Annotated in this window: 15 protein-coding genes; 5 read left to right on the top strand and 10 right to left on the bottom strand. The window is 39.9% G+C overall.

Annotation, left to right across the window (positions count from 1 at the left end):
- The first annotated feature begins 38 nt into the window (after positions 1–38).
- Positions 39–998, top strand: a complete 960-nt coding sequence (locus M23134_RS13305) for a M20/M25/M40 family metallo-hydrolase (RefSeq protein WP_002696864.1) — start codon at positions 39–41, stop codon at positions 996–998.
- A 159-nt stretch (positions 999–1,157) separates the two neighbouring features.
- Here the strand turns inward: M23134_RS13305 and M23134_RS13300 are convergent, their stop codons facing one another.
- The gene (locus M23134_RS13300; protein WP_045113516.1) at positions 1,158–1,835 is read right to left on the bottom strand and encodes a Crp/Fnr family transcriptional regulator; all 678 of its coding nucleotides are present in this window, start codon (positions 1,833–1,835) and stop codon (positions 1,158–1,160) included.
- A gap of 82 nt (positions 1,836–1,917) precedes the next feature.
- A complete protein-coding gene (locus tag M23134_RS13295) occupies positions 1,918–2,154 on the bottom strand; it encodes a hypothetical protein (RefSeq protein WP_002696860.1) in 237 nt (78 codons plus the stop codon).
- A 356-nt stretch (positions 2,155–2,510) separates the two neighbouring features.
- On the opposite strand from M23134_RS13295, the gene M23134_RS13290 reads away from it, so the two are divergent.
- Positions 2,511–3,341 (top strand): class I SAM-dependent methyltransferase, encoded by an 831-nt coding sequence (locus tag M23134_RS13290; protein WP_002696859.1) that lies wholly within the window; start codon positions 2,511–2,513, stop codon positions 3,339–3,341.
- Positions 3,342–3,536: 195 nt separating this feature from the next.
- Here M23134_RS13290 and M23134_RS13285 read toward each other — a convergent pair whose 3' ends face one another.
- Both M23134_RS13285 and M23134_RS13280 read right to left on the bottom strand, forming a co-directional pair.
- Positions 3,537–4,298 (bottom strand): glucose 1-dehydrogenase, encoded by a 762-nt coding sequence (locus M23134_RS13285; protein WP_002696858.1) that lies wholly within the window; start codon positions 4,296–4,298, stop codon positions 3,537–3,539.
- Positions 4,299–4,425: 127 nt separating this feature from the next.
- Positions 4,426–5,013 carry a TetR/AcrR family transcriptional regulator gene (locus tag M23134_RS13280; protein ID WP_002696857.1) on the bottom strand — a complete coding sequence of 196 codons (588 nt, stop codon included), beginning with the start codon at positions 5,011–5,013 and terminating at the stop codon, positions 4,426–4,428.
- Between the two features lie 392 nt (positions 5,014–5,405).
- On the opposite strand from M23134_RS13280, the gene M23134_RS13275 reads away from it, so the two are divergent.
- Both M23134_RS13275 and M23134_RS13270 read left to right on the top strand, forming a co-directional pair.
- The gene (locus M23134_RS13275) at positions 5,406–5,888 is read left to right on the top strand and encodes a GAF domain-containing protein (protein ID WP_002696856.1); all 483 of its coding nucleotides are present in this window, start codon (positions 5,406–5,408) and stop codon (positions 5,886–5,888) included.
- A 353-nt stretch (positions 5,889–6,241) separates the two neighbouring features.
- Positions 6,242–6,616, top strand: a complete 375-nt coding sequence (locus M23134_RS13270) for a DUF1987 domain-containing protein (protein ID WP_002696855.1) — start codon at positions 6,242–6,244, stop codon at positions 6,614–6,616.
- Between the two features lie 332 nt (positions 6,617–6,948).
- Here the strand turns inward: M23134_RS13270 and trmD are convergent, their stop codons facing one another.
- Positions 6,949–7,671, bottom strand: a complete 723-nt coding sequence (trmD, locus tag M23134_RS13265; protein ID WP_002696854.1) for a tRNA (guanosine(37)-N1)-methyltransferase TrmD — start codon at positions 7,669–7,671, stop codon at positions 6,949–6,951.
- Between the two features lie 82 nt (positions 7,672–7,753).
- Positions 7,754–8,245 (bottom strand): DUF427 domain-containing protein, encoded by a 492-nt coding sequence (locus M23134_RS13260; protein ID WP_045113543.1) that lies wholly within the window; start codon positions 8,243–8,245, stop codon positions 7,754–7,756.
- 162 nt (positions 8,246–8,407) lie between these two features.
- Here M23134_RS13260 and M23134_RS13255 point away from each other — a divergent pair, with 162 nt between their 5' ends.
- Positions 8,408–10,675: an ATP-binding protein gene (locus tag M23134_RS13255; RefSeq protein WP_002696852.1), complete on the top strand. Its 2,268-nt coding sequence runs from the start codon at positions 8,408–8,410 to the stop codon at positions 10,673–10,675.
- A gap of 152 nt (positions 10,676–10,827) precedes the next feature.
- Here M23134_RS13255 and hutF read toward each other — a convergent pair whose 3' ends face one another.
- The 4 genes from hutF to M23134_RS13235 form a co-directional block, all read right to left on the bottom strand.
- Entirely contained in the window at positions 10,828–12,228 is a 1,401-nt protein-coding gene (hutF, locus tag M23134_RS13250; RefSeq protein ID WP_002696851.1) for a formimidoylglutamate deiminase, read from the bottom strand.
- A gap of 148 nt (positions 12,229–12,376) precedes the next feature.
- Entirely contained in the window at positions 12,377–13,648 is a 1,272-nt protein-coding gene (nqrF, locus tag M23134_RS13245; RefSeq protein ID WP_002696849.1) for an NADH:ubiquinone reductase (Na(+)-transporting) subunit F, read from the bottom strand.
- A 364-nt stretch (positions 13,649–14,012) separates the two neighbouring features.
- Positions 14,013–15,524, bottom strand: a complete 1,512-nt coding sequence (locus tag M23134_RS13240; RefSeq protein WP_002696847.1) for an HsdM family class I SAM-dependent methyltransferase — start codon at positions 15,522–15,524, stop codon at positions 14,013–14,015.
- Between the two features lie 20 nt (positions 15,525–15,544).
- Positions 15,545–17,059 carry an HsdM family class I SAM-dependent methyltransferase gene (locus M23134_RS13235; protein WP_002696845.1) on the bottom strand — a complete coding sequence of 505 codons (1,515 nt, stop codon included), beginning with the start codon at positions 17,057–17,059 and terminating at the stop codon, positions 15,545–15,547.
- Between the last annotated feature and the right edge of the window lie 5 nt (positions 17,060–17,064).

The following is a 17,064-nucleotide window of genomic DNA, read 5'->3' as shown; positions in this document are numbered from 1 at the left end:
CTTGTCATTTGAAACCTTGTACATATAATTGATATACAATGAAAAATTTACTACAATCTAAAATAGCCTACCTGCTGGTTTTTTGTGGGTTATGTTCTTGTGCACAAGCGCAAAAAATTAAGCAAAAACAAGTCAAAATCATCATCTCAAACTTGGCTGCTGACGATATGATGGGCAGAAAGGCAGGCACCAAAGGAGAAAAAAAAGCCGCAGCTTTTATTGCCCAGGAATTTACCAAGGCTGGGGTAAAGCCACTACCAGGGTTCAAAAACTATTACCAAAAGTTTACCCACCAAGGATTAAACATGCTCAATGTGTTGGGAGTGATACCAGGTAAAAGTAAAAACAAAAAAACCAGGGAAGAAATCGTGGTATTTTCGGCGCATTATGATCACTTGGGAGTTCGTAAAGGAGCCAAAGAGGATTCTATTTATAATGGGGCTGACGATGATGCGTCGGGGGTTACCGCAGTGATTTCACTGGCACACTACTTCAATAAACAAGGTAATAACCAACGTACTTTGATGTTTGTGGCTTTTACTGCCGAAGAAATAGGTTTGGTGGGTTCTACTTATTTTGGCAAACAACTCAAAAAATCGCAATTGGCTAAAATTGTAGCAGGGATTAATATAGAAATGGTGGGCAAAGCCTCTAAGTTTGGACGCAAAGGTGCTTTTATTACTGGTTATAGCTACTCGAACCTGGGCAAAATTTTACAAGAAAATGCTCAGGGCACTGGTTTTACCTTTCACCCCGACCCGTACAAAAAGTATAATTTATTTCAACGCTCAGACAATTATGCCTTGGCACGCCACGGTATTCCGGCACACACCATTTCATCAGTGGATATTGCCAATGATAAGCACTACCATCAGGTAAGCGATGAAGTAGACACACTTGATATTGAAAACCTAACCGATATGATAAAAGCTGTAGCACTGGGTGTACGTAGTATTGTAGCAGGTAAAGATACCCCTACAAGACTGAAAATGAAGTAGCATAAATGGTAAAAAAATCAATGGAAGCACACCATGCTTCCATTGATGACAACTTGAAAATTTACCCGATCACCAATCGGAGTATTCACTTGCAATCAGCGATACACAGAGCCTTAGACTCTGGTATTGCAAAACAAGCATTATTAAACACACCAACTGTTAGCTGGCTAACAGTTCCAGTTTATTTTTGTATAACCTGATGACTTTTCGCTGAAAATCTACCATTCCTTCACTTTTCAACTCATTGAGTAGTGAATTAAGCGTAGGGCGTGATACGCCAATCAAGTCGGCAATGTCTTTTTGGGTAAGCAAATGATTAATCTCGATCGTATTGCCTTTGGCTTCGCCTTGTTCGCTACCCAGGTTTTTCAAAAACTCGATCAAACGGGTGCGAGCATCTTTAAACATGAGCAACGACAAACGGTGCTCTAGTTTTTTTATGCGCCAGCCCACCAGTTTATAAATGTTAAGGCTAAACTCTTGTTGATTTTTGAGAAGGGTTTGCAAGGTTTGCGTATCTACAGCACAGATAGTGGTAGCAGCTACCGCCTGAGCGTAATCATTTCGGTGGCTTTCACCCAAAGCTGCCAACTCGCCAAAAACTTCTCCTTTTGTTAAAATAGCTTTTACTATCTCTTCACCATCTTCGGTATAAGAAGAAATCTTAACTTTTCCTTTGATAATCAGGTATACCTTGTCTGCCTGGTCTTGATCAAGGTACACAAAATCATTTTTGTTGTACTGCTCAAAACTATGCTCTTTTTTATAAGCTTTTATCCTATGAGGGCATAACAAGTTAAATAAGTTAACGTTTTCTAAAAACCATACATTTTTCATATACATTTGTAGTTATAGATTGTCAATCGGGTACAAGCTATACAAGCAGACAAGTACAAATGGTTGCTTTCCATAAAAAAAATCAGGCATCTCGCGAATAAACTTTGTTTACATCTTCATACCAATGCCCATCAGAGAACTTTTTTTTGCTGGGTTCTCCTTTGATAAGTATGCTCAATATCATCCAAATTATCAGAAAAGGAGAAAATACAAATAAGGCAATGATGATTTTAGCCGAAATAGGTAAATGAGGGGTAAGCGTATATATCAATAAATATACTGTAGTAATAATAATGGGAATAAGCACTCCTTTTTTCATAATGGCGAGATTTCAGAGTTAATATACGCCTTTTAAAACCAATGATTCAAATAAAATGTTTTCAATATAAAATGATATTTATCATAGCTTTTTTATAATATATTTACAAGATTTCCAACTTTTCCAAAACTTTTGTTATGAAGAGAAATTTATCGAGCCTGGAAATATTGCTCATAGGCACTATTTTACTGTCAGGTGTGTTACTCAGTTTAATTTTCTGACTTACTCCCAAGTAAGTTTAGTCAAGCTTGATGATGGAGCATTTGCCCAATCCAAACGAGGCACTTGCCCCAAAAATTACTCAAAGAGGTAAAATCTGATTTTGTCTTCGGCTTATTTAATAGTATTTTTGGCAAATGGACAAGCAATCAGATTACCTTGAGGCCAACCGACAAATGTGGGATGACAAAACGCCTTTTCATGTCAAGTCAAACTTTTATGATGTAGACACATTCAAGCAAACCAAAAACAGCTTGAATGCTATAGAACTAGTTGAAGTAGGCAATGTACAAGGCAAATCACTTTTGCATTTGCAATGCCATTTTGGGCTTGACACCCTGTCATGGGCACACTTGGGAGCCACCGTTACTGGGGTAGACTTTGCTCCGGAAGCGATACGTACTGCCCAACAGTTGAGTGAAGAACTTGAGCTTCCGGCACAATTTGTTTGTGGCAATGTACTAGAGCTGGAAGGCAAAGTAGACCAGAAGTTTGACATTGTGTATACCTCGTATGGGGTAATATGCTGGCTGCCCGACTTGCAACTGTGGGCACGCACCATTGCCGAAAGGCTCAAGCCCGGAGGCTTTTTTTATATCGCAGAAACCCACCCTTTATTAATGACCCTTGACCCTGAAACTACTCAGGTACAATATAGCTACTTTAACACCCAACAACCCGATCACGAAGCTATCACGGGTACTTATGCCGACGAAACTGCTCCACTCAAACACACGGAGTACACCTGGGGACATAGTATTAGCGAGGTGGTCAATGCACTGATTGACAATGGATTAAAAATTGATTTTTTGAATGAACGGGCTTATTACCCTTATAATTGCTTTGCCAATATGCAGGAAACTACCCCTGGCAGTGGATGGTGGCAGGTAAAAGGCTGGGGAGATAAAGTACCCCACTTGTTCTCAATCAAGGCTACGCGTACCTCAGCCCCTGACTCAAAAAAGTAACAATACACCCCCTTTGTTTTTTGAAAAAACAAGAGGGTTTTAAGAGCTTATTTAAAATTAGCCGAAAAGACTGAACCCCAAAGACAAGTTCGGTTTACAACTCCAAACTTATCTTCAGGGCTCAGCGAGCTAATGTATAAGTAATTTAGTCTCCAGTATACTTACTAAGAATGCCCTGACGCTCGTTCAACGACCCTATACCTGGCTCATTCCGCCATCTACCTCTAGCTCAATGCCAGTTACAAACGAAGCATCTTGTGAGGCAAGGAACAAGACCGATTTTGCGATTTCTTCGGAGGTGCCAAAACGCCCCAATGCTACCTGGCTGGCAATGCCTGCTCCCATTTCCTGGACTGCCTCTTCAGGCAAACCAGTTTTTCCCCAAATAGGTGTGTCAATGGGTCCAGGGCTAATGGCATTTACCCTGATCTTGTGTGCCGAAAGTTCTGCCGCAAATACCCTGGCCAACAAACGCAAACCAGCCTTACTCGCCGCATAAGCACTGGCTCCGGGCATCCCCATTTGGTTAGACACCGACGTATTCAAAATAATACTTGCCCCTTCGTTGAAATAAGGCAAACCTGCTTGTACCAAAAAGAAAGGCCCTTTGAGGTTGGTGTTCATTACCTCATCGTACATTGCTTCGGTCACGTCGCTTAAAGGCATAAAACGCCCTACTCCAGCATTGGCAAACAAAATATCTACTTTGCCAAATTTGTCTTGAGCAGCTTCGAATACTTTTTTGTTGGATGTTACATCAGCGGCATCTGCTTTGATGGTTAAAAAATGATTTGCGTGTATTTTTGCCAACTCCTCATTCGTAGCTTTTAATTTTTCGTCACTGCGTCCAGTCACTACTACCTTGGCTCCTTCTGCCAAAAATAGTTTTGCTGTGGCTAAACCCATTCCACTGGTTGCTCCAGTAATGATGGCTACTTTTCCTTCTAATTTACTCATTGTTTTGTTTGTTATTGGTGTAACGAACTCAAGTGGTGAGTTCTAAATATTTAACATTTTAAATAGACCAGTCTGTCTATTTAAATTCAAAAAAACAACTCCCTGATTAACAGAAAGTTAGTACTCATTATTTGTTTTGAGTCAAATACTCAAAAGTCATTTTATAAAACAACTCAAAAGGTTGGTCGGTTTGGGTGGCCTTGAGCCTCGACAAGACACCCACAAAATGACTGTGAATATATTCAGCCAATGCTTCGGCTGGGTAGTCGTTTCTTACCTGTTGTTGTTGCTGCGCTTCGCTTATACAGCCAGCAATCAGTGCCAATACCTTGGCATATTCGGCATTGAGCAATTTTCTAAAACGCTCATTCAATCCTGCCATTTCCAGTACCAGGTTATTGGCAAGGCAACCACATTTATATGCTTCGTTTTTGTTAAATTCGGTCAACCCGGTATATAGGTTTTTCAGCCTTTGCAAGGGCGATTTATCAGCACCCTGCAAAAAACCTTTGACCAACTCATAATTGTTATTACTATAGTATTGTAAAACCTCCTGGCCAAAAGCTTCTTTGCTGGTAAAAAAATTATAAAACGAGCCTTTGGGTATATTACACTCTTTGAGTATTTGGTTAATGCCTGTATTGTGGTACCCTTGTCGTCTTAAAATATTTTCACCTTTTTTCAGTATTGCCTGTTTATCGTGCTTTATATTCATTGTTTTTTTCTTTTACTGTGCTACTCAACTCACGTCAATTAGACCAGTCATTCTAGTTAACTTAAAAACTGAATAAAAGTTTCAATTGAACCGCAAAAATAACAAAAGATTGTTTGAACTTGTTTGTCTGTCGATGCCTATTGTAATATATTGGTCAAAATTGAGGCTTCCGGCGTGGAAGAAATTCAACAAATGGAGGTTTACATAAAAAACACTACAATCATTATTTTTTATTGCTGTTGTAAGTGTTTGGTTCTTAGTAGTATTATTGCTTTGAAAGCTGTTTTAACGAATATTATTTCAAATATAGAAACAAAATATTTACAAAAGGCCACTACTTTCTTAATTATTTTATTCTTAATTTTGTACAATTACACCTCACCATACAAATTATGGCAGAAACACTCATTATTCCTACTACCCAAGACAGGGCTGAACTTTACAAAAGCCTGATTCCTCAGGTAAAAGCTTTGACCTCAGGAGAATCAGATTTGATTGCCAATTTATCGAATACAGTGGCGGCTCTAAAGCAAACTTTTGGTTTTTTTTGGGTAGGATTTTACTTCGTCAAAGAAAACCAACTGGTTTTGGGTCCCTTTCAAGGTCCTATAGCGTGTACACGTATTCACTTTGATAAAGGAGTTTGTGGCGCAAGTTATACCCGTAAACAAACGGTCATTGTAGAAGATGTCGAAAAGTTTCCTGGCCACATTGCCTGCAGTTCAAATTCAAGATCAGAAATTGTAGTACCAGTCATGCAAAATGGTGAAGTTAAAATGGTCTTGGATGTAGACAGCGACCAGGTCAATGACTTTAGTGAGGTAGACCAACAAGGGCTTGAAAAACTCATGGAAGTGGTAGCAACATTTATATAGCATTACTTCGCGCCTCCTGAGTTACTATTTCTTTTAGGAACGTGATCGCCCCGTAAACGGGATTTCGGGCATAGCCCTCAACAATAACTGTCTGGTTTAGAACATATCCTCTTTACTGACTTTCGTTACTTTTAGCCTTTGGCAGAGCTCGGCGCAGCAGGGCTGCAGCCATCGGTTTTCGCCGTAGCTATGGCTACGACTGCAAAAAGTGCCTCAGCCAGCCTCGAGTATACGCCCTCAATCTCGACACTTATTTTGAACATGTTCCTTAGACAAGTATCAATTACTAAGAAACATAATATTGAGTAAACCCAGGGGCAACGCCAGCCCTATTGCAACCTAATAAAACCAACATGAATGATTTATCAATCAAAGGATATGCCTGCTCGCCTACGGTGTATTTCAACGACCAAACCGGAGAGTTGACGCTCGACGGGGAGTATTATCAAGAGTATGATGTTGCCTTTTTTAAACCAGTATACGACTGGTTAGATGGCTACCTGAGAAAAAAAGGACGCAAAATAACTGTAAATCTCAAGCTTAGTCACTTAAATTCAAGTGCTCGTCGCAGAATAGACCAAATCCTTGAATGCCTTCAAGACTACCACACTAGTCATAAAGGCAAGGTAATGGTAAAGTGGTTTTATTTTGACACTGATACCAAAGAAGAAGGCATAGAGCTTGCCGAAACTTTCAACAATTTACCTATTCACGTTTTACCTGTATAACAAAAGTTTATTTTTAAGTGATTTGGAAAAAATAAGCTGTGCCAATTCAAGAAAATATATTGTTCTCAGACGATTCAAAAAAAACGGTGCATAGCCAAAGCTATGAAACTTTTTTTTTGAGAAGAATGAGGGCAATAGATACACTTTAATGGCTCAAATTATTTATGAAAGATCACTAAATGCAAATATACTATGCTATAATTGATTAGATTAAATGACTACTAAACCCTGCCACAAAGTTTATGAATATCAATTGACAAAAACACTGACCAGTTTATAAATTCACAAGGAGCGTTTATGCCAATAAACCTCCCCTCTCCTCTTTTGCCTGTTTATTGGCGCTTGTTGCTTCTATCTGATTGTTTTTTAAGCCAACCACTGTCCTTGAGTATATCAGGGCGACGTTGTTGGGTGCGTTCTATGGCTTTTTGCAAACGCCACTCTTCAATATTGGCATGGTGTCCGGTCATCAATATCTCTGGCACTTTCATTCCTTTGTACTCTTCGGGACGGGTATATACAGGGGGGGCAAGTAAATTGTCTTGAAAAGAATCAGTCAATGCAGAAGTTTCATCGTTGAGTACCCCTGGTACCAGCCGCACCAAGGCGTCAGTCACCACTGCTGCGGCAAGTTCTCCTCCTGAGATTACATAGTCACCTAAACTTATTTCTTTAGTAATGAAATATTCCCTGACCCGTTCGTCGATTCCTTTATAATGCCCGCATAATATGATAAAGTTTTGGCTCAAAGAAAGTTGGTTGGCCATTTTTTGATTGAAAGGCTCACCATCAGGCGTCATATAGATAATTTCGTCGTAAGTACGTTTGCTTTGCAAATGGCTGATGCACTGGTCAATGGGTTCTATCATCATTACCATTCCAGCACCCCCGCCAAAAGCATAGTCATCGGTTTGGCGCTGGTTAAGTGTACTGTAGTCACGCAGGTCGTGTACTTCTATAGTGGCAAGTCCTTTTTCTTGTGCTCTTTTCATAATAGAGTGACTAAAGGGGCTGTCTAACAAGCGGGGCAAACAAGTAATTATATCTATATGCATGGGAATGAGTTGTATTTAAAACAAGTCACAAATATAACAAATGCTTTGGTGTTTTGATGACTCAGTGAATATGCTTGTTCTGTTACCACCCCCAGGTATTGGCACCCCCTTTGAAAGGCCCTACAATTTGAGAGGTGATCCATCCCCCATAAAAATCGCCTTCCTGGGCTTGTACCAACTCATCGTTTACATAGCAGGCGTCTACCTTGGAGGCATAAAAACAAAGGTGGTTTTGCAAAGCCTGATACTTAGGCGATGGATTGGCATAAAACCAGGCAACATTTTGCACTACGCGATCTTCTACCCGAAGATTATAATAACTGGCTGCTCCTTTATATTCACAAAAAGAAGTTTTGTTCTCTACCAGTTCCAAGTATTCAAGATTTACGTCTTCGGGTGGGAAATAATACGTAGGCGGATGACTGGTTTCTAAAATACGCATTCCCCGGTTGGTTTGCGCAATGATTATATCATCACAAATTACCCGCAGGGTTTTGTTGGTACTTTCCAGTTTTGGAGGACGTGGGTAGTCCCATACAGATTCTTGTCCAGGTTTGGGGATTATTTTTTTCATAAATTTATAAGTCATATTTTGCCAAAAATGTTTAAAATTGGTATATACAACCTGATATTTAATGTTTGAAGTCCTCTCAACTTTTTTTATGAGTTGCAAAATCGCCGTTTGGCTCCCTGAGTTGGACACTTTTGTTCGCTATAGCTCCTAGCCACCACATCTATGAAAAGATTGTTGTCAGCCATATTGTTTATTACACCTTTGCTGTTGTTGGCACAAACCAACCACAGGCAAACAACGCATTGGGAACAACAACTTGCACAAACCCCACAAGACACGCAACGTGTACACCTGCTATTAAAAATCACGCGCTCGCTTACTGTGAACAACCCCAACAAGGCATTGCAACTTGCTCAAGAGGGCTATAGGCTCGCCCGCAGGCTCAAATATACTCAAGGGCAAAGCAAACTAGCCAATCAGTTAGGTACTATTTATTACTACAAAGGGGTGTACGACGAGGCACTCTTGCATTATTTTACTGCATTAGAGATCAACGAAAAGGCTCAAAACACCCTTGAACAAGGTAAAAACCTCAATAACATTGCACTCACTTATCAACATTTGAAACAATACCAACAAGCGTTGCACTACTACATGCAAGCATTGCCTAAAGTCAAACAAAAGGGGAGTCAGGCACAGTTGGCAAGGGTATACAACAACATTGGCATTGTGTATCGTCACTTAGACCAGAAATCAAAGGCACTGGATTATTATACTCAATCGCTTGAACTCAACCAACAAATCAATGATTTGAAAAATCAGGCGTTGAACCTAAACAATATTGGGCAAATTTATTTTGACCTGGGGGCTTACGCCAAAAGCATCAGTTATACTTTGCAAGCGCTCAAGCTGAATCGACAGTTAGACAACAAATACGAGGTAATCAATGTGTTGAACAACCTGGGTAGGGCTTATACTGAGCTTTATCAACTTGAGCAAGCCCAAACCTACTTAGATGAGGTGATGACGCTTTTGCCACAAATCAACTCTCATACACTACAAGCCAATTATTATGACAATCAAGGGCAACTACTGGAAAAACAAGGGAAGTACAAAGAAGCTATCAAAGTGTACCACAAGCTTACTCAACTCAAAGACTCTGTGTTTAGTACCGAGAACAGTAAACGACTGGCAGAACTACAAACCAGGTATAATTTTGAAAAAAGAGAACGGGAAAACAGGGTATTGAAACAACAACAAAACCAACAGCAAAAAACAATCACTCATCAGCGTAAGCGCAACAACACTTTACTTTTTACTACCATTTTTGGGGTATCTATGGGGCTTGTTACTCTATTGGTAGCGCTTAAGTTGTTTAAGGCCAAAGAACAACAAAGGCGGGTAAATGAGGCGTTGGCAGATAAAAACGAAGAAATCAAAAGCCAGACAGATGCCTTGCAAGAGCAAAAAGAAGCCATAGGGCAACAAAAAGAAGAACTGCAATCGCAAACTGAAATACTGAAAATGGTGAACCAACGCCTCAAAGATTTAGATAACTTTAAGCAAGAAGCCACCCACATGATTGTGCATGACCTCAAAACACCTCTCAACTATGTAATTGCCATCACAGATCAGGAAGATGTAAGACAGACTGGGCAGCAAATGCTAAATATGGTATTGAATATTTTGGATGTGCACAAGTTTGATGAGGCAAAAATGAAGTTACAAAAGGCAAATTGGGCACTGAATAACATTATAGAAGCGGCCATCAAACAAGTGTCATTTTTGGCCAATCAAAAGTCGATCAGAATCAGCAGTAGCTTACAACAAAACGTGCAAGTAAAAGTAGACCAACACCTGATGGTCAGGGTTTTTGCCAACCTACTCACTAACGCCATTAAATACTCGCCCAACAGTGGCACCATTAGCATTGTGCAAGACCATTTGCCAGAAAATGGAGCAACCAAACATATCAAAATAAAAGTCATTGACCAGGGAGAAGGGATTCCTAAAAACCAACTAGATCGTATTTTCGATAAGTTTGCCCAGGCAAATGCCCGTGATTTGAACAATTTTCGGTCGTCAGGGCTGGGGCTTACCTTTTGCAAAATGGCAGTAGAAGCACACAAAGGGTTTATATCAGCCAACTCACGCCCCAAGAAAGGAACCACTATTACGCTTACTTTGCCTGTAATACAAGTTTCTGAAAGGCTTGTGACCAATGTGGCCAACTGGACTCAAACCCTGGAGCAAAAAACCAGTGACTTAAAAAAGTGGATCACTAAAACTGATCAAGAGTTACTGCTTCCTATGGTAGAGGTTTTACAAACCCTAGATGTATATGACTACAGCGAAATCAAAAAGGTATTGCAAGGTTTAGAGGGGGTGAACAGCCGTGCCCTCAATGTATGGAAAAATGCCATGCACCAAACTTTGCTTCAGTGCGACGAAGAGGGGTATAAACGTTTGCTGGAAGTCATTGCGGTTTAAAGCCCTACATCAGATTGGTTTATTGACATCTCTTTTAGGCGACGACTTACAGTACAATAAAACCCATTTTAATGGCTACAGTTGCCTTTGTAGGTATAACAAAACTCCCCTTTTCCATAAGTTTTTGTAACGAAAATGAGGAGTTCGTTCCGTTAACGGTATTCAAGCGATGCTATTACTTGCTTAAAATCTGCTACAATGTCTTGGTAGGCATGGTGACGTTGTTGCTGCACCACCCACTGACCATTGACAATGGTACCCAAGGTAGCAGTACAGTCGCCGGCATATACTATAGTAGAAAGTAGGTTGTCTAAAGAGGTAATGGCAAACAAGGGAAAGTTGGCATCCATCACTACTGCATCAAAATGATCGCCTATCTGAAAAAACTCATTGGTATGATGCCCCATTGCTCGCCGCCCGGCAAAGGTAGCCATAGCCAAAGCATAACGCCCGCTATCGGTTTGCTGAGGCGAATAAAACGAGTTGCGTTTGTGGGTAGTGACACGTTGCCCATAATCTAGCCAACGAAGCTCCTCCAAGGGGTTGAGCCCAATGTGACTGTCAGTACCTATGCTCCATTGCCCATCTTGTGCCTGGAACGATGCCAGTGGAAATAAACCATCCCCCAGGTTTCCTTCGGTAGAAGGGCAAATCACAACATTTGCACGTTTTTTTGCCAAACCACTTACTTCTGCCTCTGTAAGGTGAGTCGCATGCACCAAGTGATAGTTTTCATTCAATGTAAGGTTGTTCAACAACCACTCTACCGGACGTGCTCCCAAATACACCTTGGCATCTTCTATTTCTTTGAGCTGCTCGGCTACATGAATATGAATGGGTATATCGGTGGGCAGGTTTTCACAAGTAGCCTTGATTACTTCGGGGGCTACTGCCCTCAAAGAATGGATACCCGCCCCTACTGACGCATGGGCATAAGGTCTGGCTGCTTTCTGTGACTGTTCCAGCAAATCCAGGTAACTGTCCATATCAGGTGATATAAAACGCTGTTGACCTTTGGTAGGGGCTTGTCCAAACCCACCTTTTTGGTAAAAAATAGGCACTAGTGTAATGCGAATGCCCGCTTTTTGAGCTGCCGCTATCAATCTTTCGCCCAATGCGGCTTTGTTGCTATAAGGTTTTCCGGTGAGGTCGTGATGTACGTAATGAAACTCGGCTACTGAGGTGTACCCATGGCGCACCATTTCGGCATACAACATCGCAGCAATGGCTTCCATTTGTTCGGGTTGTACATTTAAGGCCAACTGATACATGGCATTGCGCCACGACCAAAAGTCATCAGGATTGGCAGTACCACTATGCCGCTCAGCAATGCCCGCCATGGCATATTGAAACGCATGAGAGTGTGCATTCTGAAAACCAGGTAAGGCATATCCATCTACTTTTTCTATGTTAGTAATCGAGTCAGGTGGGGTAGCCGATAGGTAAGCAATTTTCCCTTCCTGATCTACCGACACATAAGCCGGGGCAACCCACTCATTGTCTTGATATAATGCTTTGAACTGAAAGTGTTTCATATTTACTTGCCCAATCATGGGCTAAATTCTTAGTTTTTGTTGCTAATTTTTAAGCTAGAGTACTAGTACTGGAAAGATAGCAAATTAAGGCAACAGGCAAAAAAAACAGGGACATCTTTGGTATAAGATGTCCCCGTAAAAAAATGTATAGAGTTGTATTTTTGTATCAACCAAAGTCGTCAAAACGAATATTCTCATCAGGAATACCCATATCGTCTAACATCTTGATTACTGCGGCATTCATCATAGGAGGACCACAGAAGTAGAATTCGATTTCATCTGGTTCCGGGTGATCTTGCAAATAGTTATCGTACAGTACCTGGTGGATAAACCCTTGGTAACCATCCCAGTTATCTTCTTCCATTGGCTCAGAAAGCGCAATGTTGTATTTAAAGTTGGGGTATTCTTCTTCAATTTTACGGAAGTGATCAGTATAGAACAATTCACGCTTAGAACGTCCTCCATACCAGTAAGAAACCTTGCGGTGTTTGGTTTTTTCGGTGTGGAATAAGTGGAACAAATGTGAACGCAAAGGAGCCATTCCGGCACCACCACCTATATAAATCATTTCGCGGTCGGTAGGATTGATGTGGAACTCTCCATAAGGACCCGAAATAGTTACTTTGTCACCTGGCTTGCACGAGAACACATAAGAAGAACAAATACCAGGGTTCACTGCCATCCAATCGTTTTTGGCACGATCCCAGGGAGGTGTGGCAATACGAATGTTCAACATGATGATGTTTCCTTCGGCAGGGTGGTTTGCCATAGAGTAGGCACGAAAGATAGGCTCGTCATTGACCATTTTGAGTGGCCACAGGTTAAACTTATCCCAGTCAGGCTTAAATTTGTCTGGTCCGGCAGGATCATCAGGATGAGGTTTGATGTCCATTGTTTTAAAATCGACTGTAATCTCAGGAACATCAATCTGAATATATCCTCCTGGATCAAAGTCCAGCGTTTCGCCATCGGGTAGTTTTACAACAAACTCCTTGATAAAGGTGGCCACATTATAGTTCGACACCACTTCACAATCCCATTTTTTGATACCAAAGATTTCCTCTGGGATACCAACGCGCATGTCTTGTTTTACTTTTACCTGACAAGCCAAGCGAACGTTCTCTTTTTGTTCCTGACGGCTGAGGTGGGGCACCTCAGTAGGCAATACATCTCCGCCACCATCAAGTACCTGACACTTACACATGGCACACGTACCACCTCCACCACAAGCAGAGGGCAAGAACATACTTTGATTTGACAAGGTAGTAAGGAGCGTAGAACCTGCGGATACTTCTACCGGGTTTTCTTCGTCTCCGTTGATAATAATTTTTACCGGACCGCTTTGTACCAAATATGATTGAGCAAATAAAAGCAGAAATACCAGCAACAAAATTACAAGTGAAAAGGCTGCTATCGCAGCCACAATCGTAATTGTCATAGTAGTGTTTTATTGTAGAATTAAAAATAACTTCTTTTTGTGCTTTTGAGAAACTGTTTGAATTCAATTTACTCAAAAATTCAATGGTTTCTTATTTCAGACGCGCAAATTTATTGAGGATTCATTTAAAAACCCAACAAATATAATATGATTCAAATAAATTCAGCAATTAAAACAAAAATAGTCTTTAGCAGGCAGCTTTCAGCAGTTGTCTTTTGATGCTCCCCTCTCTATTTTGTCTGATGGTGAAAGACCCAACAGGCTAGTTATAACCTGCTTAGCTATCCCTGACTCACTCAAGCACAAGAGCGAGTTTATCTTTCAACCAATTGTATCTAAAAATGTTTGGTAAAAAACAGACCTTTTACAGTCCTTGCGCATTTATGATAAATTGTTGTAGTATTTTTTTGCTGTAGGCTTTCCACCCTCCCCTAAAATCGCGCGCTGATACTTCTATAAAGTCTTCCATTGCCTGAGAGTTAAGCTGGGGCAATAGTCTTTGGTAATCGCCCTGGTATTTGATACAATATCCTGAGTAATAAGTAGTGTGGGGGTTGGTGATGTGGATAAAATTGGGCTTTTTGTTCATGGGCGAAAAGATGATTTTTTCACCAAAGCTGTTGTCCAACCCCTGACTACGCCCAAAAGCATACCAGGCAACCGAATTGGGTTTGCCATTGTCACGTTTGTCGAGTTCGTTTTTGATAGTAAGCAAATAAGCAAAAGCTTCAGGGTAGTTGCCCGCCAACTCTTTTTCGGGCATAATCACGTGCTTGTTTACTGGTTGCCCGTTTTCCTCGGTGGTTTCCAATTTATAAGGAAACAAAATATAGTCGGTAATGGCGTCTCCTTTTTTAAAGGTGGAAGCCTTGATAATGGGCTTAAGTACAGCCTTTTCTATTTTTACCCGCCCTTTGAGTTTGGTGTCTGCCCAGACAAAAGTATCGTCCAGTGGCTCTATCGGAAACACATACGCCTTGTCCATCAACGTAGCCAGCCCAGTATGTATTTGGCAAATATCGCCTAGTTTTACCCCTTCAGAGTTCATTTTTCGGGTAGCAGAGAGTTGCCAAATGGCTTTGTCGGTAATTTCTTCTATAGCTACTTCCCTTTCCTGAAAAGCATCTTTATCAATGGCTTGTTGGTACAAAAAAAACTGGTGTTGAGGAGAGTATATTTTCTTGGTAAAAATAGTAATGGCGCTGTAGGTGGTGGCGTTTTGAAAAACCTGAATTTTACCATAGTTGGTAATCTGCCGAATGTTTTTGAGGTGGGCAAATGCATCACGCATTGCCTGGGCAGTTTGGGTATAAAAATAGGTATTAGGGGTGATCAGACCACATACTCCAGTAGGAGTCAATAACTTATGGCATAGCTCAAAAAATGCCATATAAATATCGGTAGACCCATTTTTGCAAAAAGAGTAATGGGTTTGAATGTATTTTCGTTGGGTTTCGTCCAGGTGCTGTATTCGAATATAAGGTGGGTTGCCCACAATAAAATCAAAACGTACTTCTTCGGGATGCTCTATATAATGCAATGAATCGAGCTCATAAATTTTCCAGTTTACCTGAATATTCAATGGCTTGATTAAGTGGTTCATATTCTCTATGCACTCTTCTATGGCAGCACCATCTATGTCCCAACCATAAAGTTGCTCCAGGTTATTTACTATATCTTCCTTCGGCGAAATAGCAATGACCCGTTTGGCGGCTTCTATCAAAAACCGACCAGCTCCACAAGCAGGGTCTAAAATCTTTTTCCCTAAAATCACTTTTTGCTGTCCAAAATCAATGTCATCTAGTATCTTCTCAATAATGAAACTTGGTGTAGAGTAATCAATATACCCCTGTATATCAGCAGATTTTTTTAACATCAGCACAATGTTCTATATCCTTAAAGTAAACTATCATCTACAATAAAATCTTCTAAAATTTTCTTAGTATACGATTTCCACCCGCTCCTAAAATTTCTCCCAGAAACACCCACATAATCCGCCATTCTTTGTGAATTCAACTGTTTAAGTAACTTTTTATAATCGCCATTATACTTAATACAGTAACCAGAATAAATAGTAGACTCTTCCTCATTAATCAACACAAAATTAGGTCTCACACCCATATAAGAAAAAATAATTTTCTTGCCAAAAGTATTATTTAATCCTTGGCTTCTACCAAACGCGTACCAAGCCACTGTATTTGGTTTACCATTATCTCGCTTATCTAATTCCTCCCTTAATGACTTCAGGTAAAAGTATGCTAACGGATACTGGTCTTCTAATTCCTTCTCAGGAATAATTACATTTTTACCATTTTGCAGTTTATATGGAAAAAGTACATATTCAGTAATTTTATCACCTTTTTTAAAAGTGGAGGCTTTAATAATAGGTTTGAGTATACCTTTCTCAATTTTCACATCACCCTTAAGGCGTGTCTTGGCTATTACATATTTTCCACGACCTCTTACGTATTGTACAGGAAAAATAAATGCTTTATCAAGCAATGTAGCTATACCAACGTGCATTTTGCAGACTTCTTTCAGTTTTTTACCTGAGACTGATGGTAAATCATCAATTGAAAGCCGCCAAATTTTTTGTTTTAGAAGAGACTCTGCTAAAATTTCACGTTCATTGAAGTTATTTTTATCTAGAGCTTCTTGATAACAAAAACTATCATTTTGCTTTCTATCAAATATAGTTATAGCACTATATGTTGTAGCATCATCAAACAACTGAATATCTTTGTAATTAGTTATTTGCTTAATCTTTCTCTCATTTATAAAATAACTTCTCAGTATTCGTCCTGTTTCTGTATAAAAAAATGTATTTGGTGTAATTAGTCCACAAATACCATTCTTTGATAATTTTTTTTGACAATACTCAAAAAAGGCTATATAGGTATCGGTAGAACCACTTTTACAAAACTCATACCTAGTTTGAATCAAGTAACGATCTTCTTCACTGAGGTGTTGGATTCTAATATATGGAGGGTTTCCAACAATAAACTCAAACCTTTCTCTCCCTTTATCAATTTGACTTAGTGTATTTTCTGATTGAATATTCCAATCAAATTTACTGACATTTTTAGAAGGAAAGTTGATTCCATAAGGTTCCACTAACTTATTTAAATCAGAAATACAAATTTTTATTGCCTCCTCATCAATATCCATACCTCTTACTTTTGAAAGGTTTTCAAGAATTGCTTCTTTATCAGAAGGTGACTCCTTAAGAATTCTCTTAACAATTTCTTTTAAAAACTGCCCATCTCCACAAGAAGGATCTAAAATCTTTTTCCCAAGAATTCGCTTTCCTATATACCCAACATCATCAAGGATTTTTTCAACTATAAAAGCAGGTGTGTAAACTTTTCCTAATAATTTTTCTTCAGTATACGTCTTACTTAATGATCCCAATATTT

Origin of the sequence: Microscilla marina ATCC 23134, from assembly GCF_000169175.1 — a bacterium.
Classification (GTDB): Bacteria; Bacteroidota; Bacteroidia; order Cytophagales; family Microscillaceae; genus Microscilla; species Microscilla marina.
Note: the sequence above shows the minus strand (reverse complement) of the source record. Positions and strands in the feature narration are given on the sequence as shown.